The organism is Streptomyces sp. Y7 (assembly GCF_043195415.1).
Taxonomy (GTDB): Bacteria; Actinomycetota; Actinomycetes; order Streptomycetales; family Streptomycetaceae; genus Streptomyces.
Map to the genome: position 1 here is coordinate 153,827 of NZ_JBIDDQ010000011.1, position 24,173 is coordinate 177,999.

Here is a 24,173-nt window from a genome sequence, read left to right on the forward strand (position 1 = left end):
CTGGGCCGCGGTCCCCTGCCGGGGGCCGCGGCCGCCTCATGCGCCGCCCGGCCAGAGCCCGTCGTCCGTCAGCCCCAGCAGCTCGATGGCGTTGCGCCGTACGATCCGGTCGACCACGTCGGCGTCCAGGTGCCCCATCTGCGTCTCGCCGACCTGGCGGGACTCCGGCCAGGTGGAGTCGGAGTGGGGGTAGTCGGTCTCGTAGAGCACGTTGCCGACTCCGATGGAGTCGAGGTTCCTCAGCCCGAACGCGTCGTCGAAGAAGCAGCCGTAGACATGGTCGGCGAACAGCTCCGACGGCGGCCGGTGCACCTTGTCGGCGACCCCGCCCCAGCCCCGGTTCTCCTCCCAGACGACGTCGGCGCGCTCCAGGATGTACGGGATCCAGCCGATCTGGCCCTCGGCGTACATGACCCTGAGGTTCGGGAAGCGCTCGAACTTGCCGCTCATCAGCCAGTCGACCATCGAGAAGCAGCAGTTGGCGAAGGTGATGGTCGAGCCGACGGCGGGCGGCGCGTCGGCGGAGGTGGAGGGCATCCGGCTGGACGAGCCGATGTGCATGGCGACGACCGTGCCGGTCTCGTCGCAGGCGGCGAGGAAGGGGTCCCAGTCGTCGGTGTGCACGGAGGGCAGCCCGAGGTGCGGGGGTATCTCGGAGAAGGCGACGGCCCGCACTCCGCGGGCGGCGTTGCGGCGGACCTCGGCGGCGGCCAGCTCGGCGTCCCACAGGGGGATGAGGGTGAGCGGGATCAGCCGCCCGCGCGCGTCGGGCCCGCACCACTCCTCCACCATCCAGTCGTTGTACGCCCGCACCCCGAGCAGGCCCAGCTCGTGGTCCCGCGCCTCGGTGAAGGTCTGACCGCAAAAGCGCGGGAAGGTCGGGAAGCAGAGCGCCGACTGGACATGGTTGACGTCCATGTCGGCGAGGCGGGCGGGCACGTCGTAGGAGCCCGGGCGCATCTGCTCGTAGGTGATGACCTCGAGCTTGATCTCGTCCCTGCTGTAGCCCACGGCGGTGTCGAGGCGGGTCAGGGGCCGCTGGAGGTCCTCGTACACCCACCAGTCGCCGATCGGCCCGTCGTCGCCCGGCCGGCCCATGACGGGCTTGAACCGCCCGCCGAGGAAGGTCATTTCCTTCAGCGGCGCGCGGACGATGCGCGGTCCGGTGTCCTGGTACTTCTTCGGAAGCCGGTCCTGCCACACCGTGGGCGGCTCCACCGTGTGGTCGTCGACGGAGATGATCAGGGGAAACGTCGTCTCGGTGTCCATGGCGCCACGGTAGCGCCGATCTGACGGTCCGTCAGCTATGCGGTGATACACCCTGCCGTGCGAAGAGCTCGTGAGGGCCTTGTGATATCCCGCGCGTCTGGCTGTGATCACCCCCTCCACGGCTGACGCATCTGCCATGAACAAGGCAAACTGGCGGAGATGTAAACAGGCCCTAGGGGGACGGCGATGGACGGGGTACCGCGAGTGCCGGAGCAGCGGCGTCCCGGCTCCGCGCAGGATGCGGCGGAGCCGGCGGCGGCGCTGCGCTTTTGCGTGCTCGGTCCGGTGCGCGCGTGGCGCGGCGAGGAACAGCTGGCCACCGGCTCACCCCAGCAACGCGCCCTGCTCGCCGCCCTGCTGCTGCGCGAGGGCCGGACGGCGACCGCGGCGGAGCTGATCGACGCCCTGTGGGGCGAGGAGCCGCCCTCGCAGGCGCTGGCGGCGCTGCGGACGTACGCCTCACGGCTGCGCAAGATCCTCGACGCCGGGGTCCTGGTGAGCGAGTCGGGCGGCTACGCGGTGCGGAGCCTGGCCGAGGGCGCGCTGGACCTCGCGGTGGCGCAGGAGCTGGCGACGGAGGCGGAGAAGGCGCGGGGCGCCGGGGACCTGTGCCAGGCGCGGGAGATGCTCGCGCGGGCGCTGGCGCTGTGGGACGGCGAGGTACTGGCCGGGGTGCCCGGGCCGTACGCCGAGGCCCAGCGGGTCCGTCTGGAGGAGTGGCGTCTCCAACTGCTCGAATCACGCCTCGACATGGACCTGGAGCAGGGCTGCCACGCGGAGGCGGTCTCGGAGCTGACGGCGCTGACGGCCGAGCACCCGCTGCGCGAGCGGCTGCGGGAGCTGCTGATGCTGGCGCTGTACCGCAGCGGCCGGCAGGCGGAGGCACTGGCCGTGTACGCGGACACCCGGCGTCTGCTGGCGGACGAGCTGGGCGTGGACCCGCGCCCCGGCCTGAAGGAACTCCAGCAGCGCATCCTCCAGGCGGACCCGGCCCTCGCGGAGCCGTCGGCTCCCCCGGCCGAACCGGCTGCGGTCCCGGTGCGCCCGGCACAACTTCCGGCCACGGTTCCGGACTTCACCGGCCGCGCCTCCTTCGTCTCGGAACTCGGCGACGTCCTCGCCTCGGCCGAGGGCCGGGTGATGGCGGTGTCGGCGCTGGCGGGCATCGGCGGGGTGGGAAAGACGACCCTCGCGGTGCACGTGGCGCACCAGGCGCGCGCGGCCTTCCCCGACGGGCAGCTCTACGTCGACCTCCAGGGCGCCGGCCCGCGCGCCGCGGAGCCGGAGACGGTGCTGGGCTCCTTCCTGCGGGCCCTGGGCACGGCGGACTCGGCGATCCCGGACTCCCTGGAGGAACGGGCGGCGCTGTACCGCTCGGTGCTGGACGGCCGGCGGGTCCTGGTCCTGCTGGACAACGCCAAGGACGCGGCGCAGGTGCGGCCGTTGCTGCCGGGCACGGAGGGCTGCGCGGCGCTGGTGACGTCCCGGGTCCGCATGGTCGACCTCGCGGGCGCCCATCTCGTCGACCTGGACGTGATGTCCCCCGACGAGGCGCTGTCCCTGTTCACGAAGATCGTGGGCGAGGAGCGGGTGGCCTCCGAACGCAAGGCCGCGCTGGACGTGGTCGCGGCGTGCGGTTTCCTGCCGCTGGCGATCCGCATCGCGGCGTCCCGGCTCGCGGCGCGGCGCACGTGGACGGTGTCGGTGCTGGCGGCGAAGCTGGCGGACGAACGGCGCCGCCTCGACGAACTCCAGGCCGGCGACCTCGCGGTGAAGGCCACCTTCGAGCTGGGGTACGGCGCCCTGGACGCCGCGCAGGCCCGCGCCTTCCGGCTGCTGGGCCTCGCCGACGGACCGGACATCTCGCTGGCCGCGGCGGCCGCGGTGCTGCATCTGCCGGTGGACGCGACGGAGGACCTGCTGGAGTCCCTCGTCGACACCTCGCTGCTGGAGTCGGCGGCGCCGGGACGGTACCGGTACCACGACCTGGTACGGCTCTACGCGCGTGCGTGCGCGGAACGGGACGAGTGGCCGCCGAGCGAGCGGGACGCGGCGTTGTCGCGGTTGCTGGACTTCTACCTCGCCACCACTGCCCAGGTGTACGCCATCGAGCACCCCGGGGACCGGCTGACCGACGACCTGGAGCCCACCCGGTATCCGGGACTGGACTTCGCCGAGGGGACCGCGGCCCTCGACTGGCTCTACACGGAGGCCGGCCAACTGCTGGCCTGCGTACGGCAGGCCGCGGGGACGGAGCGGCTGCGGCGCGCGGTCGACCTGCTCTGGGCGGCGAAGGACCTGACCGAGTCAGGGGCCAACTCGCATCAGTACGAGATGACGGCGAGGGCGACCTGCGAGGCCACCCGGGCCGCCGGCCACGAGCGGGCGGAGGGCAGGGCACGGACCGTGCTCAGCGACGTACTGCTCGTCTCCGGGCGCATCCAACCGGCCGAGCAGGAAGCCCGCGTCGCCATCGGACTCGCGAGAAGCGCACAGGACGCGACCGCCGTCAGCTGGGTGGCCAACAACCGAGGGCTCATCTGCCTGCACGAGAGCCGGTTCGCCGAGGGCAAGGTCTTCTTCGACCAGGCGCTCGAGGGCCTGCGGGCGGCGGGGAACCGGCCCTTCGAGGCCACCGTCCTGGGCAATCTCTCCCGCGCCCACCTGGGGATGGGCAACATCGCCAAGGCCGTCGAGATGGCGCAGCACGGGCTCGCCGTGCACACCGAGATCGGCCGGACGGTGCGCCTCGCCAACGGCCACTTCGCGCTCGGCGTCGCCCTGACCCGCGCCGCCCGCTACACCGAGGCGCTCAGCCAGTTCTCCGACGCCCTGGGCATCTTCAACGACCACCGGCAGCGGCTGTGGGAGGGCGTCACCCACTTCCGCATCGCCGAGGTGCACGCCGCCGACCGCCGGCCGGCGCAGGCCGCCCAGCACGCCGAGCAGGCACTCGCGCTGGGCTGTATCGGCGGCGACCGGATGCAGGGCAACGTCCTGACGCTCCTGGGGCGTTCGCTCTCCGCACTCGGTCAGGCGGACCGGGCCAGGGCGTGCTGGCGTGAGGCGCTCAGCCTCTACGAGCAGAACGGCGCCGGGGAGGCCAACGCGGTGCGCGCGCTGCTCACTTCGGCCGCAGCCGCCTGACACCTCGGCCTGTGACCTGGGAGTTGTCGGCGTTAAGCGTTCGTTTATCTCCGCCCGGCAGTCTCTTGCCTGTCAGACCGTCGCGTCGGGGGGCAGGCGGTCCGACCCGGAGCCCGACCTATTACTGTGCGGCTCCGAACGCCCGTCCGGCGATCCGCGGGGGAATCCCCGGACGGGCGTTCCTCACTCATCGCCGAAACAGAGGAACGAGCCCATGAGCGACAAGAAGAAGGACGCGACCGTCTCTCCGGACAACAACGCGATGCCGAGCGAGCCGGTCGGCGCGGACGAGGAGATCACCACCCTCAACAACGCCATGCCCAGCGAGCCGGCCGGCGCCGAGGAGAAGATCACCACGCTGAACAACGCCATGCCGGCCGGGCCCGCGAAGCTGGACCTGAACGGCAAGTAAGCCTCATCTCACGGGGATCGGCCGCGGCGGCACGGAGGGGAGTCGCCGCGGCCGAGGAGTGTCCGGAGAGCTCACGCCGGCGGCCGTTCCACGGTGACGGGCGCGCCACGGTGCGTCCCCACAGCCTCTGCGCGTCGTTCCCCCTCCCGACACCCGGCCGTCGCACCCGACCACCACGCTCGGGTGTCATGGCATCCGAGCAGAGCGCGGCGGTGGGCGCCGGACAGCCGTCGGCGCTCGTGAAGTTCGTTCAGTTCGTCCCGCTGGGCGCGGTGGCCGTCGTGCTGCTCGACTCCGCCACGGACTTCTTCCCGGACGACCCGCTCGCCGGGATCCTGACACCGACCCGGCTCGCCCTGCTGCTCGGGTTCGTCGCGCTGGTCGTCCCCGTACGGGGCCGGCCGCGGGCGCGGCTGCGGGACTTCCGGACCCGGCTGGATCTGCCGATCGGGCTGCTCGTCGCCGTGTCGGCCGCGACGACGTACCGCGGCGGACACGCCACCGCACCTCTGCGCGGCCTGCTCACCGTCCTCGCGTGCCACTACCTGGTCGTCGCGGTGCGACGCACCCAGCCCGAGTCGTGGCGCGCGATCGGCCTCCTCGCGCTGACCGGCGTCGCGGCGGCCGCCACCAGCGCCTTCTCCCAGGTGACCAACGAGACGCCGACCGGCTTCTGCCGCACCGGACTGCTCACCGACATCGCCTGCGACGCGGGCGGCGACGGCGTCCTCATCCGGGCCACCGGGACCTTCTCCAACCCGAACCTGCTGGCCGCCTTCCTCGTGCTGCTGCTGCCGTTCGCGCTGCTCGCCGCCGTGTGCGTGGACGAGCGCACGGCCCGTACCGCGATCGTCGTGCTCGTGGTGATCGGATACGGCGCCCTGCTGACCACCTTCTCGCGCGCCGGGTACGTCGCCGGCGCCGCCGGCCTGCTCGTCCTCGGCGGGGCCTACTGGCTGGCCCCCCGGATCGCCGACCGCGCGCAACGCCGGCTGTTCGCCGTCCTCGGCACCCTCGCCCTGCTCGGCGCGGCCGGTGCCATCTGGGCCGTGTCCCGGGCCGGCACCTCCCTGGGGGTGCGGGGCCAGGCGTGGGAGGCGGCGCTCCACCTGGCCGCCGACAACCCCCTCGGCGTGGGACTCGGCCGCTCCGGCGTCGCGATATCCGCCGAGGCCCCCGGCGGGCGGACCTTCGTGCACGCCCACAACCTGTGGCTCAACTGGCTGGTGGAGGCGGGTCCGCTGGGGCTCCTCGCCGTCACCGCGGTCGCCGTGATCGCCGTGTCCGGCGCGGCCCGCGCCGCCCGTGCCAAGTCGGTGATCGGCACGGTCGGCCTGGCGGCCCTGACCGGCTTCTTCCTGATGAGCATGATGGACCACCCGGCCAATCTGGACCGGATCGACGCCCTGTTCTGGTGCGCCCTCGCGGTGGTCATGGCGGAGACCCCGGCGACCTGGCGCAACCGCACGGGCGCCGTCCCGGCCACGGTCCCGGCGCGGATCAGGCGCCCCCGCCACGGCCCGCAGCGCGTCGGCGCCGCCGGGTGAGCGCGGGGAACCGCCGGCTCCTCAGCTCCTCTCCCGCAGCTCTCCCTTGACCACCTTCCCGCCGGCGTTCCGCGGCAGCTCCCCCACGAACTCGATCGCTCTCGGCACCTTGTAGTTCGCCATCTCCCGCCGCGCCCAGGCGATCAGGTCGTCCCCGGTCAGCACGGCCCCCGGCCGCCGGACCACGAACGCCTTCCCGGCCTCCCCGAGCCGGGCGTCGGGCACGCCGATCACCGCGACGTCCGCGACATCGGGGTGCAGGCCCAGCATCTGCTCGATCTCCGCCGGGTAGGCGTTGAAGCCGCCGACTATGAACATGTCCTTGATGCGGTCGGTGATGCGCAGGTTGCCGCCGGCGTCCAGCACCCCCACGTCGCCGGTGTGCAGCCAGCCGTCCTCGGTCAGCACCTCGGCCGTGGCCGCCGCGTCCTCGTAGTAGCCCCGCATGACGTTGAAGCCGCGCACCAGCACCTCGCCGGGTTCGCCGGGCGGTGCCTCGACGCGGACCTCCGTGCCCGGTATCGCGCGGCCCGAGGTCGACGCGATGACCGTCGGGTCGTCGCCGCGCCGGCACATCGTCACGATGCCGCTGGCCTCCGACAGGCCGTACGCCGTCAGGACCGTCTCCACGCCCAGTTCCCCGCGCAGCCGCTCCACCAGCCGCAACGGCACCACGGCCGCGCCGGTGACCACGAGCCGCAGCGCGGACAGGTCGTGCGCGTCGCGTGCCGGGTGGTCCAGCAGGGACTGGTGCAGGGTCGGCGGGCCGGGCAGGACCGAGACCCGTTCCGCCGCGATGTTCGCCAGTGCCGTGCCGACGTCGAACACCGGCTGGGGGATCATCGTCGCGCCCCGCATCAGGCAGGCGATGATCCCGGCCTTGTAGCCGAAGGTGTGGAAGAAGGGGTTCACGATCAGATAGCGGTCGCCCTGCCGCAGTCCCGCGAGGTCGCTCCACACCTCGTACGCCCGCAGCGTCTGCGCGTGGGTGATCACCGCGCCCTTCGGGCGGCCCGTCGTGCCGGACGTGAAGACGATGTCCGAGGCCCAGGAGCCCTCCACGGCGGCCGCGCGCGCCCGTACCTCCCGCGCGCCGACCCCGTCGCCGCCGGCCAGGAAGTCCTTCCAGGTGCGGTAGTCCGCGGGGGCGTCGTCGGAGAGCACCACCACCTGTTCCAGCGCCGGCAGTCCCGGCCCCTCGGCGACCGCCCGCCGCAGCGACGCCACGTACGACGTGCCGAGGAACGTGCCCGTCACGAACAGCAGCCGCGCCCCGCTGCGGCGCAGGACATCGGCCGCCTCACCGCCCTTGAAGCGGGTGTTCAGCGGCACCAGCACCGCACCCGCCGACACCGCGCCGAGCGCGGCGGTGATCCAGTCCAGTGTGTTCGGCGCCCAGAGGGCGACCCGGTCGCCCGGCTCGATGCCGTTCGCCATACAGGCCGCGGCCGAGCGCTCGACGCGGGCGCCCAGTTCGGCGTACGAGATCCGGCTGCGGCCCTCCACCACCGCCTCGACGTCCGCGTACCGCTCGGCGGCGGACCGCAGAAGTTCCGGAACGCTGCCCCACTCCAAGTCACCGCGCACCACGGCCTCCAGACCCACTAGCTGACTACCCGTCAGATTAGCTGTAGCCTGACGCCCTGTCAGCAGCCGCTTCAGCATGCGGAGGTGCGCGCAGCATGACCTCAGGCACCGGCCTCAAGGACGCCACCGCGATCGTCGGCATCGGACAGACAGCCTTCGCCAAGAACCTTCCGGACGACGAGAGAACCCTCGCCTGCCGTGCCGTCCTCGCCGCCCTGGACGACGCCGGCATCGCCCCCGGCGAGGTCGACGCCCTCGCCTCGTACACCATGGAGGAGACCGACGAGGTCGAGCTGGCGAAGGCGGTCGGCCTCGGTGACCTCACCTATTTCAGCAAGGTCGGCTACGGCGGCGGCGGTTCGTGCGCCACCGTCGCCCATCTGGCCACCGCCATCGCCACCGGGCAGGCGTCGGTCGGCGTCGCCTGGCGGTCCCGGAAGCGGGGCAGCGGGCCCCGGCCGTGGCGCAACATGTCCGTCCAGCTGCCCACCCCGGCCCAGTGGACCCGCCCCTACGGCCTCCTGCGGCCCGTCGACGAGATCGCGATGCTGGCCCGGCGCTACATGCACGAGTACGGCGCGACCCGCGACCACCTGTTCAACGTCGCCCTCGCCTGCCGCAACCGGGCCAACCAGAACCCGGACGCGATCATGTACGAACGGCCCCTGACCCGCGAGATGTACATGACCTCGCGCTGGATCAGCGAGCCGCTCTGTCTCTTCGACAACTGCCTGGAGACGGACGGGGCACTGGCGTGCGTGGTCGTCTCCGCGGAACGGGCGCGCGACTGCCGTCACACCCCGGTCTACGTCCACTCCGCCGCCCAGGGCCTGCCCGCCCAGCACCACGGCATGGTCAACTACTGGAACGACGACCCGCTCACCGGCCCGGCCTGGACCGCCGCCCGGCATCTGTGGAAGCACGCCGACCTCACTCCACAGGATGTGGACGTCGCCCAGATCTACGACGCGTTCACCGCGCTCATACCGCTCTCCCTGGAGGGCTACGGCTTCTGCGGGCGCGGCGAGGGCGGGGCGTTCACCGAGGGCGGTGCCCTGGAGATCGGCGGGCGGCTGCCGATGAACACCGGGGGCGGCGGGCTCAGCGAGGCCTACGTCCACGGGTTCAACCTCATCAACGAGGGCGTCAAGCAGCTGCGCGGCACCAGCACCGCCCAGGTGCCCGGCGCCGCGACCTGCCTCGTCACCGCCGGCGAAGGCGTCCCCACCTCCGCGCTGCTCCTGAGGAGTTGATCGAAGGATGCTCTCCCCCGTCACCGACCCCGACGGCGCCCCCTTCTGGCAGTACGCCGCCCAGGGCGAGCTGCGCGTCCAGTCCTGCGCCGACTGCGGCGAACCCCGCTTCCCGCCCCGGCCCTGCTGCCCGCACTGCCAGTCCTTCGCGACCGAGTGGCGGCTGATGAGCGGACACGGCCGGATCTGGTCGTACGTCGTCCCCCACCCGCCCCTGCTGCCCGACTACGCGGAGCAGGCGCCGTACAACGTCATCGTCGTCGAACTCGCCGACGCCCCCCGCATCCGTCTCGTCGGCAACCTCGTCACCGGCCCCGGCGCCGCCCTCGGCTCCCTGCCCCCGGACCGGATCCGCATCGGCGCCAAGGTGCAGGCCGTCTTCGCGGACGCGGGGCTGCCGCAGTGGGTCCTGGAGCGGCCATGAGCCTCGACGTCACCACCGACAAGGACACCGCCGTCGCCGTCGTCACCCTGGACCGGCCCGGCCGGCTCAACGCCATCGATCTGCCGATGCGGGACGAACTGGTCGCGGTCTGGCGCGCGTTGCGGTTCGACGACACGGTACGCGCGGTCGTCCTCACCGGCGCCGGGGAGCGGGCGTTCTGCACCGGCCTGGACCGGGACGCCCAGGTGCCGCAGCCCGGCTCGCCCTACATGACGGACGATCCGCTCCTGCGCGTCGGACCGAAGTCCAACGACCTGTGGAAACCGGTGATCGCGGCGGTGCGGGGCATGGCCTGCGGAGGCGCCTTCTACCTGCTCGGCGAGGCCGACTTCCTGATCGCCGACCCGACCGCCACCTTCTTCGACCCGCACACCACCTACGGCATGGTCAGCGCCTACGAGTCGATGCTCATGGCGCTGCGCATGCCGTACGGGGAGGCCGCGCGGATGCAGCTCATGGGGAGCGCGGAACGGCTGTCGGCGCGGCGGGCCCATGAGATCGGGCTGGTCTCGGACGTCACCGAAGCCGGGGGCGCGCTCGCCGCCGCCGTGGACTGCGCGGCCGTACTCGCCGGGTATCCGCCCGAGGGGGTGCAGGGGACCGTGCGGGCGCTGTGGGCGGCCAGAGAGGCCGCCCTCGCCCAGGCGTTCGCGCAGGCACCGCACCTGATCGCCCTGGGGAACCTGCCGGGCGAGCGCCAGACGGAGCTGTTCCGGTCCCGGCGCCGCGATCACCGGCTGCGCTGAACTACCGCGCCTCGCGCGTCACCTCGTCCAGGGCGCAGGTGACACCGCCGGTGTTCTCGCCCGCGTCGGCGACGTAGGCGGCGGCCACGTCCAGGGTCTGCGTGGAGTCGGCCGTGACGTACGGGATGGCGGACGAGCTGGTGCGCACCGGGGCGCCGTCGGGGTCCTTGAAGACCACGTCGAACTCGTAGGTGTACGTGGTGAGGGTGCTGGAGTTGGCGGCCTCGACGCGGGCGACGATGCCCCTGCTCGGGTCGTACACACAGCTGATGATCTTCACGTCACTCGTGGGCTCGGCGCTCGCGGTCGCGGAGGAGCCGCCACCCGACGACGACCCGGTGTCGTAGTCGTCATCGTCGTCGTAGTGATGCGTGCTGCCGCCCGAACTGCTCGTCGAGCTGCTGGAGTCGGAGCTGTCGTCGCACCCGCCGCCGTGCGAGCGCCGGGCTCCGGTCAGGGCGACCAGTACACAGGCGAAGACGGCCAGAGCGCGGACATGGCGAAGCTTCACGGTGTTTCAACCCCCGTTGTCGCGATCGTGAACACGTCACGTTAGCAGCGGCCGCATGGCGGTAAGCGCTCACCCGGCGTAGCGTCCCGTGTAAGAGCGGTGAAGATGACCGCTCCCCCGGGACGGCCGCCGTCCGGCCCCCTTCCGTGCACCGGCACGACGGCTGTCACACACCTGACGTCTCAGGCGTACCGCGCGACGGCGCTAGGCGGTCCGGGCCGTGCCCGTGCCCTTCTCCGCGTCCAGCGCGTACACGCACCGGTCCTTGCTGCACGCGTACACCACCCCGTCCTTCACGACGGGCGACCCGGTGATCTCGCCGCCCGTGGCGAGCTTCCAGCGCAGCCGGCCGTCGTCGGCCTTCAGGGTGTACAGCAGGTGGTCGGTGGAGCCGAAGTGGATGCGTCCCTCGGCCACCGACGGGGCGCCCACGAGGTCGCCGCCCGCCTGGAAGCGCCACTTCGGCGTCCCGGTGACCGCGTCCAGCGTGTACAGGCCCTTGCCGCTGCCGACGTGGACATGGCCGCCGGCCACCAGCACCGGCTCGATCGAGGAACGGGACTCGGTGGCGATGCGCCAGCGGTCGCGGCCGTCGGTGGCGTCCAGGGCGTAGACCGTGCCGAGGTAGTCGGCGAGGTACACACCGCCGCCGGTCACCGCCGGGCCCGGCACGAAGGCCGGCGGGCACAGGAAGACCGCGGGCGCCTCGAAGTGCCAGCGCACATGCCCGCTCATCACATCGAGCGCGAGGACCCGCGTGCCGGCCGAGACGTACACGTAGCCGTCGTGGGCCTGCGCCACCCGCACCGGCACCCCGCCGCAGGAAGCGGCGTCACCGATCGGGTACGACCAGCGCTCGTCGCCGGTACGGGCGTCCAGGGCACGCAGCCGGGCGTCCTGCCAGACGTACACCGTGCCGTCGTACAGCGCGGGCCCGGCCTCCGGGGACTCGAAGTCGGTCTGCGCCCCGGTCAGCTCCCACAGCTTCTGGCCGTTGGAGGCCTCCCACGCCTGGACGCCGCCGCCGCGGGTGCCGGTGACGACGGTGCCGCGCTCGGCCTTCAGGGAGTACACCCAGGCGTCCGTCTGGAGCCGCCACAGGTCCGCGCCCTCGCGGCACTCCAGCGCGAACAGGGTCGGCCCGTCGGAGGCGTGGATGCGGCCGTCGGCGACCGCCATGGACCAGGCGACGTCGCGGGTCTTGAAGCGGCGCCGGCCGGTGGCCACGTCCAGGGCGTGGACCTCGAAGGAGGTGACGTAGACGAGGTCGCCGTCGACGGCCGGGGTGCCCCAGACGTCGTTCGACATGCGAAAACGCCAGGGCCGCCAGCCGGCCGCGTTCTCCGGGGGAACGGGCGGCACGGCCGGTCCGACGGCGGGGTCGGTGCCGTTGACGCCGGGGCGGGGCTTGGACCAGGAGGCGACCAGGCCGGCCTCCGGAGGGGGCGCCTTCATGGCGGCGGCGCGGGCGTCGGCGACGCGCGGGCCGGGGCCGATGGGCACCACGGCGCCCGCCAGCCGGACGGGGCCGGTGTCGGGGGCGCCGACCGGGACGGGCTGCGGGCCCGGGACCACGGGGTCGTGCGAGGGCGGCGGCGGTACCGGCGCGGGGGCGATACGGCCGCCGCTGCGGCCGGAGGCGGGCGAGGGCTTGGCCGCCGGGCGGCCGCCTCTGCGCGACTCGATCAGGCCCACCGCGCGCTCGGGCAGCCACGCGGACGCCGTGCCGCTGTCGTCGGAGCCGGAGCCGAAGAGGTGCGGCGCGAGCTGGGACTGGAGGTCGGCCGGGTTGGGGCGGGCCGTGGCCTCCATCTGCATACAGGACTCGATCAGCGGGCGCAGCTCGTCCGGGAGACCTTCCAGGTCCGGGCCCTCGCGCAGCAGCATGAAGACCGTCTCGACCGGGTTGGCGCCGTGGAACGGCGGGTGCCCGGTGGCGGCGAACACCAGCATCGAGCCCAGCGAGAAGACATCGCTCGCGCCGGTCACGCTGCGGGAGTCCTTCGCCTGCTCCGGCGACATGTAGGCGGGCGTACCGACGGCGACGTTCGTCATCGTCAAACGCGTGTTCGATACGCCGGACGCGATACCGAAGTCGATGACGCGGGGACCGTCCTCGACGACGAGCACGTTCGACGGCTTCAGGTCGCGGTGCACGAGTCCGGCGCCGTGAATCGACTGGAGGGCCTCCGCCACCCCGGCCGCCAGCCAGCGCACCGCCTGGGCCGGCAGCGGCCCGCACTCGTTCACTATTTCCTCGAGGGAGGGCGCGGGGACGTACGCGGTGGCCAGCCACGGCACGGCGGCACGCGGGTCCGCGTCGACGACCGCGGCCGTGTAGAAACCGGAGACCGCCCGGGCCGCCTCCACCTCACGCGTGAAGCGGACGCGGAACAGCTGGTCCTCGGCGAGCTCCGTGCGGACCGTCTTGATCGCCACGCGCCGGCCCGAAGCCGAGCGCGCGAGATAGACCAGCCCCATGCCGCCGGCGCCCAGCCGTCCGAGCACCTCGAACGGCCCGATCCTGCGCGGATCGTGCTGCGTCAGCTGATCCACCACTCTGCCTGCCACCTCCCCGTACGGGCCCCGTCCACCCACATATGTACGCGACCCCGTGCAGCGTCTCACCACCGCACCGCCTTGGCGGCACGCACCCCGATTCTTCCTGTCCGAGGGCGTGGTGGCGAACCCGCGGGCGGAACGGGGTGTCTTGGGACAAAACCACACTCCGGCGTCCACGGACAGCACCGGTTCGCATAGTGGGACGCCGGAGACTGGTGTGCGGTCAGCGTTCCAGGACCGCGAACGAGGCCCCCTGGTCGTCGCTGACCACGGCCACCGTCCCGTACGACGTTTCGAAGGGCGGCACCTGCACCCGCCCGCCGAGCCGGTTCACCGTGCCGAGGATCTCAGCACAGTCCGCCACCCGGAAGTGGACCACGAGATGAGGCGGCATCATGGCCGGGAACACCTCGCCGACGGCCGCCCGCCCGAAGTCCGGATCGGCGTCCGCCCCGAACAGGGCGTCGTGGAAGAGCCCGCCGTAGAAGGTGTTGGCGACCTCGGTGTCCCGCGCGTACAGCTCCGCCCAGGCGAAGGTGCCGACCTCGTGCCGGCGGCCGAATCCGGTGTGCCCGTCCGCCTGCCACAGCCCGAAGACCGCGCCTTCGGGGTCGGTGACCAGCGCGGCCGTCCCCAGGTCCGGCCCGACCGGCGTCGGCGCGGTGACCACCTGGCCGCCGGCGTCCCGGATCCGCCCGGTCAGCCCCCGCGCGTCCGGGGTGGCGAAGTACACCGTCCACACGGTCGGCATCCGCCCGTCCGTCTTGCGGGAGAGCGCGGCGACGCGATCACCCTCCAGGAGGGCCCATACGGTGGAGTCGTACGCCTCCTCGAAGTCCCACCCGAAGAGCTCGCCGTAGAAGCGCTTGCCCGCCGGCACGTCCGCGAGCTGCGCGTCCACCCAGCACGGAACGCCCTCCGTGTATCCCGTTCCGTTCCCGGATGCCCTGTTTTCGGCCATGCGGCAAAAGTAGCGGCCTCCCCCTCACCCCGCAGACCAGGCACACCAGCCTCGCGCCCCTCGTGCACCCCATTTGCAGTCGGCCGAATCGCGCCCCGATCACGCCTCGGTAAGCTGACGACATGACAGGACAAGTGCGTACCGTCGACGGCCGCGTGGCCGGCCGGCGTGGGCAGGCGACCCGGCAGAAGCTGCTCGACTGCCTCAGCGAGATGCTCAGCTCTTCCCCGTACCGGGACGTCAAAGTCATCGATGTCGCCCGGAAGGCGGGCACTTCGCCCGCCACCTTCTACCAGTACTTCCCGGACGTCGAGGGCGCCGTCCTGGAGATCGCCGACCAAATGGCCGCCGAGGGAGCCGGGTTGACCGAGCTCGTCGAGGGCCGCAGCTGGGTCGGCAAGGCCGGCTGGCAGACGGCACAGGAACTCGTCGACGGCTTCCTGGAGTTCTGGCGCAAGAACGACGCGATCCTCAGGGTCGTCGACCTGGGAGCGTCCGAGGGCGACAAACGCTTCTACAAGATCCGTATGAAGATCCTGAACTCCGTCAACAACTCCCTTGCGGAAGCGGTCACTCAGCTGCAGTCCAAGGGCAAGGTCGACAAGGACGTGAACCCGGCGGCAGTCGCGGGTTCCCTGGTCGCCATGCTCGCGGCCGTGGCCTCGCACCAGAAGGGTTTCCAGACCTGGGGCGTGAAGCAGGCCGAACTGAAGCCCAATCTCGCGCTGTTGGTGCACCTGGGCGTGACCGGCAAGAAGCCGACGAAGTAGCGGCGCCGGGGTCCTGTCTCGCAGGCGGCGGTCCACGCACGTGGGGCCACCGCCTGCCGCCCGTTCAGGGCACCTTCGCTCACGCCGGCAGCGGCCGGTCGTCCACCACGTGCTTCATCACCAGCGTCGAGGTCAGCCGCTGCACCCCCGGCAGCGTGGCCAGCCGCTCGTCGTACAGCCGCTGATAGGCGGCGAGATCCGCGGCGACCACCCGCAGCAGGTAGTCCGGCTCCCCGAACAGCCGCTGCGCCTCCACCACGTGCGGGATGTCGGCCAGCGCCCCCTCGAACTCGGCGACCGTGTCCCGGTCCTCCTGCCGCATGGAGACGAAGACCAGCGCCTCGAAGTTCAGGCCCACGGCGGCCGGGTCCACGACCGCCCGGTAGCCGCTGATGGCGCCGGCCCGCTCCAGCTCCCGCAGCCGCCGGTGACACGGCGAGACGCTCAGCCGCACCCGCGCGGCCAGCTCGGTCACGGTCAGCCGCCCATCCTGTTGCAGCTCGGCAAGAATCTGTCTGTCCACGTCGTCCATGAGGCAGATCTTCCCTCAGAAGCCCGGATCATGGGCAAACTTCGACAACACTTTCGGGCCATTCCCACCTAATGTCGCCACCATGGACTCCGGACTGCTCCTCTCCTTCCTCGCCATCGACCTGCTGCTGGTCTGCGTGCCGGGCGCCGACTGGGCGTACGCGATATCCGCCGGGCTGCGCGAGCGCTCACCGCTGACGGCGGTGGCGGGACTGGTCACCGGGTACGCGCTGCACACCGTCCTCGCGGTGGCCGGCCTCGCGGTGCTGGTGGCGAGCGAGCCGGGTCTGCTCACCGCGCTGACCGCGGCAGGCGCCGCGTACCTGGTGTGGCTGGGGTGGGGCGTGCTGCGCCGCCCGGGCACGCCGGGCGAGGCGGACGAGGCCGTGGCCGCGAGTCCGGCCCGCGCCTTCCTGCGCGGCGCCACGATCAGCGGCCTCAACCCCAAGGGCCTGCTGCTCTACCTCTCGGTGCTGCCGCAGTTCCTGCTGACCAAGGGCGACCATCTGCCGGTCCCCGCCCAGACCGCCGTCCTCGGACTGCTCCACATGGCGTGCTGCGCCGCCGTCTACCTCACGGTCGGCCTCACCGCCCGGGCGGTCCTGGGCGCCCGCCCGACAGCGGCCCGCGCGGTCGCCCGCACCTCGGGCGCGGCCATGCTCGGAATCGGCGCGTTCCTGCTGGTCCAGCGGTTGGCGACGCTGTAGAGATCACGTCCGTGCGGCGTCCTTGCGCAGGATCCGGAACAGCCGGATCTCCCGCTCCACCCGCGCCTGGTACGTCGCGTACGGCGGCCAGAACGCCAGCGCCGTCCTCCACACCGCCGCCCGCTCCTCCCCCTCCAGCAGCCGGGCCGTCACGGGGAGGTCGTGGCCCTTCCAGCTGACCTCGGCGTCGGGGTGGGCGAGAAGGTTGTGGGTCCAGGAGGGATGGCCCGGGCGGCCGAAGTTGGAGCCGACCAGGATCCAGGAGCGGCCGTCCTCCTCGGGCATGCAGGCCAGCGGTGTGCGGCGGGGCAGGCCGCTGCGGGCGCCGGTGGAGGTCAGGATCACGCCGGGCAGCATCTGGGCGCTGAGCAGGACCCTGCCGCGGGTCAGGCGGTGCACGGCACGGTCCAGCGCCGGGATGACATGCGGGGCGACCTTGGCGAAGCCTCGCGTCGAGGACACCTTCTGCACCGCTCGTACGACCACGGGTACGCCGATCACACCGCCACCTCCTGGGTGCCGAAGAGCCGGGCGGCGTCGGCGGCGTGCGCCCGCAGCCGGTGGACCGGGCCGAAGAGGAGCTCGTCCCCGGCGGCCCGCTTGAAGTACAGGTGCGCCTCGTGCTCCCAGGTGAAACCGATGCCGCCGTGCAGCTGGATGCCCTCGGCGGCGGCGGTGCGCAGGGCCTCCAGGGCCTGGGCGAGGGCGAGGCGTGCGGTGCCGGGCCGTTCGTCGGCCGCGGGTCCGTCGTGGCCGGTCGCGCCCACGCGGCGGAGCCGCACATCGACACTGCCCGCGCCCCTTGGGGGCGTTGCCCCTCGGGGCATCGCGGCTCCGTGCGCGACCGCCCATGCCGCGTAGTACGCCGCCGAGCGGGCCGCCTGCACTGCCACGTACGCGTCCGCCAAGCGGTGCTTCACCGCCTGGAAGGAACCGATCGTCCGGCCGAACTGCTCGCGCTGTCCGACGTACTCCACCGTCCGCTCCAGCGCCCGGTCGGCAGCCCCGACCGCCTCGCACGCGAGGACGGCGGCAGCGGTGTCCCCGGCCGAGGCGAGGGCCGGCAGGACCTCCCGGCCGTCCTCGTCGCCCAGCAACTCGGCTGCCACGTCCCGCAGTTGGATCCGCCCCTGCGGCCGGGTGGCGTCCAGCGCCGTCTGCCGTACGCGTACGGCACCGGCCGCGTCCCCCGCCACCAGGAACAGCAGCGTCCGGGACCGCGCGAACCCGCCGGCGTGCGCGGCGACCAGCAGCAGTCCGGCGCTGTGTCCGTCCAGCACCTGGTCGACCTGCCCGTACAGCCGCCAGCCGTCCCGCGTCCGCCGGGCCTGCACGCCCCCGGCGCGCCCGCCGCCGGCCCAGTCGCCGCCGTTGCCGCCGGTGAGGGCGAGGGCGGTGCCGAGCGCGGGGCCCGGGACGGCGAGGGCGGCGGTGAGCGTGCCGGCGGCGAGGCGGGGCAGCAGCTCGGAGCGCTGGGCGTCGGTGCCGAGCCCGTCGATCAGCGGGGCGGCGAGGACGGCGGTGGCCAGCAGCGGGGAGGGGGCCAGCGCGCGGCCCGTCTCCTCGCAGGCCAGGGCGAGTTCGGTCGCCGAGCAGCCGACACCGCCGTGGGCCTCCGGCAGGGCGAGCCCGGGCAGGCCGAGCTGTTCGGCGAGGGCGGTCCACAGGGCGGGGTCGTGCCCGGCGGGGGTCTCGAGGGCCGCGCGCAGCTCCCTGGGTCCGCAGCGGCTGTGGAGCAGCTCGCGGAGGGTGCGGCGGATCTCGTCCTGCTCGGGGGTGAAGCTGGCGTCCATGGGCTGTTCCCTCCGGCTCTTCCCCTCAGATCTGACGGGCCGTCATATTAGGAGGGCCGTAGCGAGATGCACAGAGGTTTGGAGGCCTCGCATGACTCCCGGGAGCCGGAAAGTCGCCGTCGTCGGAGTGGCCCTCGCCGACTGCGGCCGGGTGGACGACGCGACGCCGTACGCCCTGCACGCCCAGGCGGCCCGCCGCGCGCTGGCCGACGCGGGGCTCGGCCGCGAGGTGGTGGACGGCTTCGCGTCCGCCGGTCTCGGCACGCTCGCCCCCGTCGAGGTGGCCGAGTACCTGGGGCTGCGCCCGACCTGGGTCGACTCCACCTCCGTCGGCGGCGCCACCTGGGAGGTCATGGCGGCGCACGCGGTGGACGCGATAGCCGCGGGCCACGCGAAGGCGGTGTTGCTGGTCTACGGCTCGACGGCCCGCGCCGACATCAGAGCGGGCCGGCGGACGGGCAACCTGTCCTTCGGCGCCCGGGGCCCCTTGCAGTTCGAGGTCCCCTACGGCCACACCCTCGTCGCCAAGTACGCCATGGCCGCCCGCCGTCACATGCTCGAACACGGCACGACGATCGAGCAGTTGGCGCAGGTCGCCGTGCAGGCGCGGGCGAACGCGGCCCTGAACCCCGAGGCGATGTACCGCGAGCCGATCACCGTGGACGACGTCCTGTCGGGCCCGATGATCGCGGACCCCTTCACCAAGCTGCACTGCTGCATCCGCTCCGACGGCGGCGCGGCGGTGCTGCTGGCCGCCGAGGAACTCGTACGGGACTGCCGTACCGCGCCCGTGTGGGTCCTCGGCTCCGGGGAGCACGTCTCGCACGCGGCGATGTCCGAGTGGCCCGACTTCACGACCGGTCCGGCGGCGGTCAGCGGACGGCTCGCCTTCGAGCGGGCGGGGGTGCGGCCCGAGGAGATCGACTTCGCGGAGATCTACGACGCCTTCACCTACATGACCCTGGTGACGCTGGAGGACCTCGGCTTCTGCGGGAAGGGCGAGGGCGGGGCGTTCGTGGAGAAGGGGCGGCTGCTGGTGCGGGGCGGGGAACTGCCGGTGAACACCGACGGGGGCGGCCTGTCCGCCCAGCATCCCGGGATGCGCGGGCTGTTCCTGCTGGTGGAGGCGGTCCGGCAGCTGCGCGGGGAGGGCGGGGAGCGTCAGGTGTGGGGGCCGGACGGCCCCGGTGAACCACCCCGTCTGGGGGTCGCTTCGGCCACGGGGGGATGGTTCTGCTCGTCGGGGACGTTGGTACTGGGGAGGGATTGAGATGTACGTCGACCCGACCGGGAGGAACCGGCATGGCACTGACCCGCGAAGAGCGTGAAGAGTTCCTGGCCGAACCCCATGTCGCCGCGCTGGCCGTCGACGCGGGTGCCGCGCGCGCACCGCTGACCGTGCCGATCTGGTACCAGTACGAACCCGGCGGCGACCTGTGGATCATGACAGGTCTGGACTCCCGCAAGAACCAGCTGATCCAGGCGGCGGGCCGGCTGTCCCTGCTGGTCGACCGACTGGAGCCGACGATCCGGTACGTGTCGGTGGAGGGCCCCGTCGTCAGCACCACCCCCGCCACCCTGGAATGGCTCCGGGAGCTCTCCGCCCGCTACCTCCCGGCCGAGAAGGTCGACGGCTATGTCGACTTCGCCTGGAAGAACCACGGCGAGCAGGTCGTCGTCCACGTGCGTCCCGAGCGATGGGTGTCCTCGGACCTCGGGCAGGTGTGAGCCGGCGCCCCGCGTGACAATCGGGGCATGGGAACGGATCTTCATGACTTGCTGAGGTCGCTGCGGGTGTGGGACGTCGACCTGCCCTCCTTCGACCCGTCGGCCGCGCCCGCCGACCCGCTCGACCTGTTCACGGCCTGGTTCGCCGAGGCGGTCGCGGCCGGGCAGGTGGAGCCGCACACGATGTCGCTCGCCACCGCGGACGAGGCCGGACTGCCGGACGTACGGACCGTGATGATGCACGGCGCCGACGCGTCCGGCTGGTCCTTCGCCACGCACGTGGGCAGCAGCAAGGGCCGCCAGCTCGCCGCCCGCCCGCACGCGGCCCTCGGCTTCTACTGGCCCGCCCAGGGCCGCCAGGTGCGGCTGCGGGGCCCCGTGACGGCGGCCCCGTCCGCGGAGTCCCGGGCCGATCTGCACGCCCGCTCCACCGGCGCGCTCGCGGCGGCCCTGACCGGCCGCCAGAGCGAGGTCCTCGGCTCCCTGGAGGAGTTGGCGACCGAGTCGCGGGCGGCCTGGGAACGGGCCCGGGACGAGCCGGACGCCCCGGTCCCGTCCTGGACGCTGTACCGCCTGCGCCCGGTCGAGGTCGAGTTCTTCCAGGGCGACGCGGCCCGCCGCCACGTACGGCTGCTGTACCGCCGTACGGAGACGGGGTGGACGCGGGAACTGCTGTGGCCCTGAACGGCTCCCGCGACGCGACGGTTCAGCCGCGCCCCTCCAGGGGCGCGGGGAACCGCGCGACCGGCCACAACGAGCCCGCAGACACCGGACGGCCTACCGCAGCGTCGGCAGCGGCAGCGAGTTCGCCCGCTCCCGGGCCGCCGGTGCGGCCTTGCACGTCACGTCCTTCACCGGGAGCTTCCCGGTCGTCAGATAGGCCGTGGCCGTCTTGTCCGCGCAGGACTTGGAGCCGTAGATGCCGTGTCCGACGCCGCCGAGGACGGTGACCATCTTCGAGCCCTTCATCACCCGGCGCAGGCCCTGCCCGCTGGCCAGCGGGGTCTGGGAGTCCCACTCGTTCTGCAGGATCAGCGCGCCGACCTTGTTGTCGACCTTGGTGGCGGGCTCGCTGCCGGTCTTCTTCCAGAACGCGCACGGCATGATGTTGGAGACGAAGTCGCCGTACAGCGGCCACCTGGCCTTGTCCCGGATCGCGTCGCTGCGGTACTGCTCGGGATCGCGCGGCCAGTTGCGGGTGTCGGCGCAGACGACGGACCAGAAGCCGGCGGTGCCGTTGTCCGCGGGCACCTCCCGGGCGAACGACGGCGGCACCGGCGAGGGCGTCCGCTGCTCCCGGTCACCGGAGGCGGGCCGGCCCGCGGCGGCGTTCTTGAGCTGGACGACCCACTCGGCGGCGTCGCGCACGCTGAAGAACGTGGCACGGCCGAAGGAGCGGACGCCGTCGCCGTCCAGTTCCATGCCGTCGAGCTCGATCGGCTTGCGGTCGGCCCGGGCCACGAGGTCGTAGAAGGTCTTGCGGACCGCTTCGGGGGTCTTGCCGAGCTGGTAGGTGGTGTGGCGCCGGGCGGTCCACTCGGTCCACCGGGTGAAGGCGGGCTCGGTGCCCTCGGCCCAGATCTGGATCATGCCGCGCCAGGTCCTGGCCGGGTCGACGGCACTGTCCAGGACGATGCGGTCGGAGCGCTGGGGGAACAGCTGCGTGTAGACCGCGCCGAGGTAGGTGCCGTAGGAGTAGCCCAGGTAGGAGATCTTCTTCTCGCCGAGCACGGCACGGATGACGTCCATGTCCCGGGCGGTGTTGCGGGTGGTGATGTGGCGCAGCTTGTCGCCCTGCCTGGCGTCGCACTTCTCGGCGACGGTGCGCGCCCACTTCACGTCCTTGGCGAACGTCGTCTCCTTGTAGGGGCGTTCCCAGTTCTGCTCGGCGTCCGTCATGCCGCAGCCGACGCCCGAGCTCCTGCCGATGCCGCGCGGGTCGAAGCCGACGAGGTCGTACCTGGCCTTCACGCTCTTGGGCAGCTCGCCCGCCATCATCTGCGGCATGTCCAGGCCCGGGCCGCCGGGTCCGCCGGGGTTGAGCAGCAGCACACCGCGGCGCTCGGCGCCGGTGCTGGTCCTCAGCCGCGATATCGCGAGGTCGAGCTTCTTGCCGTCGGGACGGCTGTAGTCGAGCGGCACCTTGATGGTGGCGCACTGGAAGGCGGCCGGCATGGCTCTGTCGCAGCGGTGCCAGGCCGGCGTCTGCCGGGTGTACCGGTCCAGCGGGTTCGCCGCGGCGGACGCGGTGGCCGGTGCGAGCGCGGGGACGAGAGTGGCGACCACACTGGCCGCCAGGACGGTGGCTATTCGACTGCTGCGCACGTGGGGGGTCCTCGGGGTTGTTGCGTATGGGACGCATCAACCCTTTCGTGCGGCGGAGTTGGGCGAATCCATCACGGGGGCGGATCTGATCCCTCCACGGATGGACGGCCGGCCCGCCGGATGGTCCCCGAGTCGCACAACCGCGGACGGCTCCGCACCGTCTAGCTCGGGAGGGCGCCGCTCGCAGGTCCCTCGCCGGGCCGCGAGCCCCGTCCGTCACGGAAGTCGTACGTGACGAAGTCGGCCACCGCCCGGTATCCGATGCGCTGGTAGAGGCCGTTGCTCGTCCGGTTGTCGAGGTCCGTGAAGAGCAGCACCTCGCGCACCCCGGAGGCGAGCACGGCCCGGGTGACCGAGGCGGTGACCGCGCCCCCGTAGCCGCGGCCGCGCAGCGGGGCGGGCGTGTAGACGGGTCCGACCCGGACCTGTCCGGCGACCGCGGGCGACACGCCGGCCATGGCGAGCGGGGTGCCGTCCTCGCTCTCCCAGAAGGTGACGCCGCCGTAGGAGATCCGCGAGTCGGCCCACGCCCCGTCGCCCCGCGCGGCGACATGACCGGCGGCCTCGACGAACTCGCCGTGCCAGCGCGAGAGCTGCTCCCGGTCCGTCGTGCCCGCGACCCGTGCCCGGCCCGCCGGAACGGGCTGCGGAACGGTGAGGTTGCCGAGCCGGTACAGACGTTGCCGCTGCCTGACCGTGCCCCGCGCTCCCGCGTGCCGGCGCCAGGCGGCGCTGAATGCCTCGGCCGTCTCGCGTGCCGCGATGACACCGGGGACGGCCTGGCCGAGGGCGGCGAGGTGGGCGGCGAGTGAGTCGGCCTCCTCGGGGGTGAGGGGGGTGACGTTCAGGTGGTAGGGCGGGGTGCGGAAGTAGGCGGCCCGTACCTGCCCGTCCAGTTCCAGCGCGCCGAACACGGGCGCCTCGTCGCCGTACGAGCGCAGTCCGTTCGTGCGCAGTGTCTCGGTGACCGTCAGGGCGACGGTGTGCAGATCGGGGCGTGAACGCAGGAAGCCGCCGGCGTGGGCGAGGAAGCCGGTGAGGTCCTGGGTGCTGTACCAGTCGTCCGGGCGCATGCCTCATGATCCCGCAGGCGCACGGACGTCGTGCACCGATTTCCGCCCTGGACACGAACCCGACACAAGCGGCCGCGCCCGGGCGGTGGTTGTGCGGGTTCAGCGTCGTACGGGTCTACGGCTCGACGTCGGGGTCCGTGGCCGGCTGGGCGTGCAGGTGCGCGTCCCCATACGGGTCTACGGCTCGACGTCGGGGTCCGTGGCCAGCCGGGCGTGCAGGTGCGCGTCCCGGTAGGCGTCGTGCCGCCCCGCCTCCCACATCGCGCCCCGCAGGGTCCCCTCGGCGCGGAAGCCGCAGCGCTCGGCGATGCGGCAGGAGGCGTCGTGGCCGACGGCATGGTCGAGTTCGAGGCGGTGCAGGTCGAGTTCGGTGAGGGCCCAGCGGGTGGCGAGCACGAGGGCGTGGGTGGCGACGCGGCGGCCGCGGGCCTCGGGGAGCACCCAGTAGCCGACGCGGGCGGAGCTCATGACCCGGTTGATGACGTTGACGCCGACGTGCCCGAGGGGGGCGCCGGTCGTGGCGTCGGTGACGCAGTACGCCGCCGAGGTGCCGTCCTTGGTGTTCTCGGCCGCGGTGCGCAGGGAGTCGAGGGCGCTGTCGCGGTCGGTGGTGATGCGCAGCGGGGTGTTCCAGCGCCGGAACTCCGGGTCGGTGCGCCCCCGGAACCAGGTCTCCAGGTCGGCCTCGGAGTCCGCGTCCCAGGGACGCAGCAGCAGGCCGTGCCCGTGGAGTTCGGGGAGCGGGTGGGGGTCGGGGTGGTGCGGTGCGCCGGCGATGGTCATGGACCCATTGAAACCACCCGGTG

Annotated in this window: 22 protein-coding genes; 11 read left to right on the top strand and 11 right to left on the bottom strand. The window is 72.8% G+C overall.

What is annotated here, in order from left to right:
* Window positions 1-36: 36 nt before the first annotated feature.
* Entirely contained in the window at window positions 37-1,269 is a 1,233-nt protein-coding gene (locus ACGFW6_RS26275; RefSeq protein WP_393514570.1) for an amidohydrolase family protein, read from the bottom strand.
* A 186-nt stretch (window positions 1,270-1,455) separates the two neighbouring features.
* On the opposite strand from ACGFW6_RS26275, the gene ACGFW6_RS26280 reads away from it, so the two are divergent.
* The 3 genes from ACGFW6_RS26280 (at window position 1,456) to ACGFW6_RS26290 (ending at window position 6,375) form a co-directional block, all read left to right on the top strand.
* A complete protein-coding gene (locus ACGFW6_RS26280; protein ID WP_393514573.1) occupies window positions 1,456-4,416 on the top strand; it encodes a BTAD domain-containing putative transcriptional regulator in 2,961 nt (986 codons plus the stop codon).
* Window positions 4,417-4,630: 214 nt separating this feature from the next.
* Window positions 4,631-4,828 carry a hypothetical protein gene (locus tag ACGFW6_RS26285; RefSeq protein ID WP_393514576.1) on the top strand — a complete coding sequence of 66 codons (198 nt, stop codon included), beginning with the start codon at window positions 4,631-4,633 and terminating at the stop codon, window positions 4,826-4,828.
* Between the two features lie 188 nt (window positions 4,829-5,016).
* Entirely contained in the window at window positions 5,017-6,375 is a 1,359-nt protein-coding gene (locus ACGFW6_RS26290) for an O-antigen ligase family protein (protein ID WP_393514579.1), read from the top strand.
* Window positions 6,376-6,396: 21 nt separating this feature from the next.
* Here the strand turns inward: ACGFW6_RS26290 and ACGFW6_RS26295 are convergent, their stop codons facing one another.
* Entirely contained in the window at window positions 6,397-7,962 is a 1,566-nt protein-coding gene (locus ACGFW6_RS26295; RefSeq protein ID WP_393514582.1) for a FadD3 family acyl-CoA ligase, read from the bottom strand.
* Window positions 7,963-8,057: 95 nt separating this feature from the next.
* Between ACGFW6_RS26295 and ACGFW6_RS26300 the strand changes: the two genes are divergently transcribed.
* From ACGFW6_RS26300 to ACGFW6_RS26310, 3 genes are read left to right on the top strand one after another with little or no spacing between them, the layout of a single operon-like run.
* Entirely contained in the window at window positions 8,058-9,215 is a 1,158-nt protein-coding gene (locus tag ACGFW6_RS26300; RefSeq protein WP_393514585.1) for a lipid-transfer protein, read from the top strand.
* Window positions 9,216-9,222: 7 nt separating this feature from the next.
* Window positions 9,223-9,639 (top strand): Zn-ribbon domain-containing OB-fold protein, encoded by a 417-nt coding sequence (locus ACGFW6_RS26305; protein ID WP_393514588.1) that lies wholly within the window; start codon window positions 9,223-9,225, stop codon window positions 9,637-9,639.
* On the top strand, window positions 9,636-10,406 hold the full coding sequence (locus tag ACGFW6_RS26310; RefSeq protein ID WP_393514591.1) for an enoyl-CoA hydratase/isomerase family protein: 771 nt from the start codon (window positions 9,636-9,638) through the stop codon (window positions 10,404-10,406). Before ACGFW6_RS26305 ends, ACGFW6_RS26310 begins: the two co-directional genes overlap by 4 nt.
* A 1-nt stretch (window position 10,407) precedes the next feature.
* On the opposite strand, the gene ACGFW6_RS26315 is transcribed toward ACGFW6_RS26310, so the two are convergent.
* From ACGFW6_RS26315 to ACGFW6_RS26325, 3 genes are all read right to left on the bottom strand, one after another.
* On the bottom strand, window positions 10,408-10,917 hold the full coding sequence (locus ACGFW6_RS26315; RefSeq protein ID WP_393514594.1) for a hypothetical protein: 510 nt from the start codon (window positions 10,915-10,917) through the stop codon (window positions 10,408-10,410).
* Window positions 10,918-11,121: 204 nt separating this feature from the next.
* A complete protein-coding gene (locus ACGFW6_RS26320) occupies window positions 11,122-13,476 on the bottom strand; it encodes a PQQ-binding-like beta-propeller repeat protein (protein WP_393514597.1) in 2,355 nt (784 codons plus the stop codon).
* A gap of 226 nt (window positions 13,477-13,702) precedes the next feature.
* Complete coding sequence (locus tag ACGFW6_RS26325) at window positions 13,703-14,440, bottom strand: VOC family protein (RefSeq protein WP_393514600.1); 738 nt, start codon at window positions 14,438-14,440, stop codon at window positions 13,703-13,705.
* Window positions 14,441-14,574: 134 nt separating this feature from the next.
* Here ACGFW6_RS26325 and ACGFW6_RS26330 point away from each other — a divergent pair, with 134 nt between their 5' ends.
* Window positions 14,575-15,210, top strand: coding sequence for a TetR family transcriptional regulator (locus ACGFW6_RS26330; RefSeq protein WP_393514747.1), 636 nt, complete (start codon window positions 14,575-14,577; stop codon window positions 15,208-15,210).
* A gap of 79 nt (window positions 15,211-15,289) precedes the next feature.
* On the opposite strand, the gene ACGFW6_RS26335 is transcribed toward ACGFW6_RS26330, so the two are convergent.
* Window positions 15,290-15,742 carry an Lrp/AsnC family transcriptional regulator gene (locus ACGFW6_RS26335; protein WP_393514603.1) on the bottom strand — a complete coding sequence of 151 codons (453 nt, stop codon included), beginning with the start codon at window positions 15,740-15,742 and terminating at the stop codon, window positions 15,290-15,292.
* 82 nt (window positions 15,743-15,824) lie between these two features.
* On the opposite strand from ACGFW6_RS26335, the gene ACGFW6_RS26340 reads away from it, so the two are divergent.
* The gene (locus ACGFW6_RS26340; RefSeq protein WP_393514606.1) at window positions 15,825-16,448 is read left to right on the top strand and encodes a LysE family translocator; all 624 of its coding nucleotides are present in this window, start codon (window positions 15,825-15,827) and stop codon (window positions 16,446-16,448) included.
* 3 nt (window positions 16,449-16,451) lie between these two features.
* Here ACGFW6_RS26340 and ACGFW6_RS26345 read toward each other — a convergent pair whose 3' ends face one another.
* Together ACGFW6_RS26345 and ACGFW6_RS26350 are read right to left on the bottom strand one after the other, a co-directional pair.
* Complete coding sequence (locus ACGFW6_RS26345) at window positions 16,452-16,949, bottom strand: nitroreductase/quinone reductase family protein (protein ID WP_393514609.1); 498 nt, start codon at window positions 16,947-16,949, stop codon at window positions 16,452-16,454.
* Window positions 16,946-18,241 carry an acyl-CoA dehydrogenase family protein gene (locus ACGFW6_RS26350; RefSeq protein WP_393514612.1) on the bottom strand — a complete coding sequence of 432 codons (1,296 nt, stop codon included), beginning with the start codon at window positions 18,239-18,241 and terminating at the stop codon, window positions 16,946-16,948. The genes ACGFW6_RS26345 and ACGFW6_RS26350 overlap by 4 nt, the downstream gene beginning before the upstream one ends.
* 91 nt (window positions 18,242-18,332) lie before the next feature.
* Between ACGFW6_RS26350 and ACGFW6_RS26355 the strand changes: the two genes are divergently transcribed.
* The 3 genes from ACGFW6_RS26355 to ACGFW6_RS26365 are packed head-to-tail and all read left to right on the top strand — an operon-like array spanning window position 18,333 to window position 20,653.
* Window positions 18,333-19,511 carry an acetyl-CoA acetyltransferase gene (locus ACGFW6_RS26355; protein ID WP_393514615.1) on the top strand — a complete coding sequence of 393 codons (1,179 nt, stop codon included), beginning with the start codon at window positions 18,333-18,335 and terminating at the stop codon, window positions 19,509-19,511.
* Window positions 19,512-19,543: 32 nt separating this feature from the next.
* Window positions 19,544-19,969: a pyridoxamine 5'-phosphate oxidase family protein gene (locus tag ACGFW6_RS26360; protein WP_393514618.1), complete on the top strand. Its 426-nt coding sequence runs from the start codon at window positions 19,544-19,546 to the stop codon at window positions 19,967-19,969.
* Window positions 19,970-19,996: 27 nt separating this feature from the next.
* Window positions 19,997-20,653 (top strand): pyridoxal 5'-phosphate synthase, encoded by a 657-nt coding sequence (locus ACGFW6_RS26365; protein ID WP_393514621.1) that lies wholly within the window; start codon window positions 19,997-19,999, stop codon window positions 20,651-20,653.
* A gap of 93 nt (window positions 20,654-20,746) precedes the next feature.
* On the opposite strand, the gene ACGFW6_RS26370 is transcribed toward ACGFW6_RS26365, so the two are convergent.
* From ACGFW6_RS26370 to ACGFW6_RS26380, 3 genes are all read right to left on the bottom strand, one after another.
* Window positions 20,747-22,294 (bottom strand): alpha/beta hydrolase, encoded by a 1,548-nt coding sequence (locus ACGFW6_RS26370; RefSeq protein ID WP_393514623.1) that lies wholly within the window; start codon window positions 22,292-22,294, stop codon window positions 20,747-20,749.
* Window positions 22,295-22,455: 161 nt separating this feature from the next.
* Entirely contained in the window at window positions 22,456-23,367 is a 912-nt protein-coding gene (locus ACGFW6_RS26375) for a GNAT family N-acetyltransferase (RefSeq protein ID WP_393514626.1), read from the bottom strand.
* 177 nt (window positions 23,368-23,544) lie between these two features.
* Window positions 23,545-24,150, bottom strand: coding sequence for a GNAT family N-acetyltransferase (locus tag ACGFW6_RS26380; protein WP_393514629.1), 606 nt, complete (start codon window positions 24,148-24,150; stop codon window positions 23,545-23,547).
* Window positions 24,151-24,173: the final 23 nt, after the last annotated feature.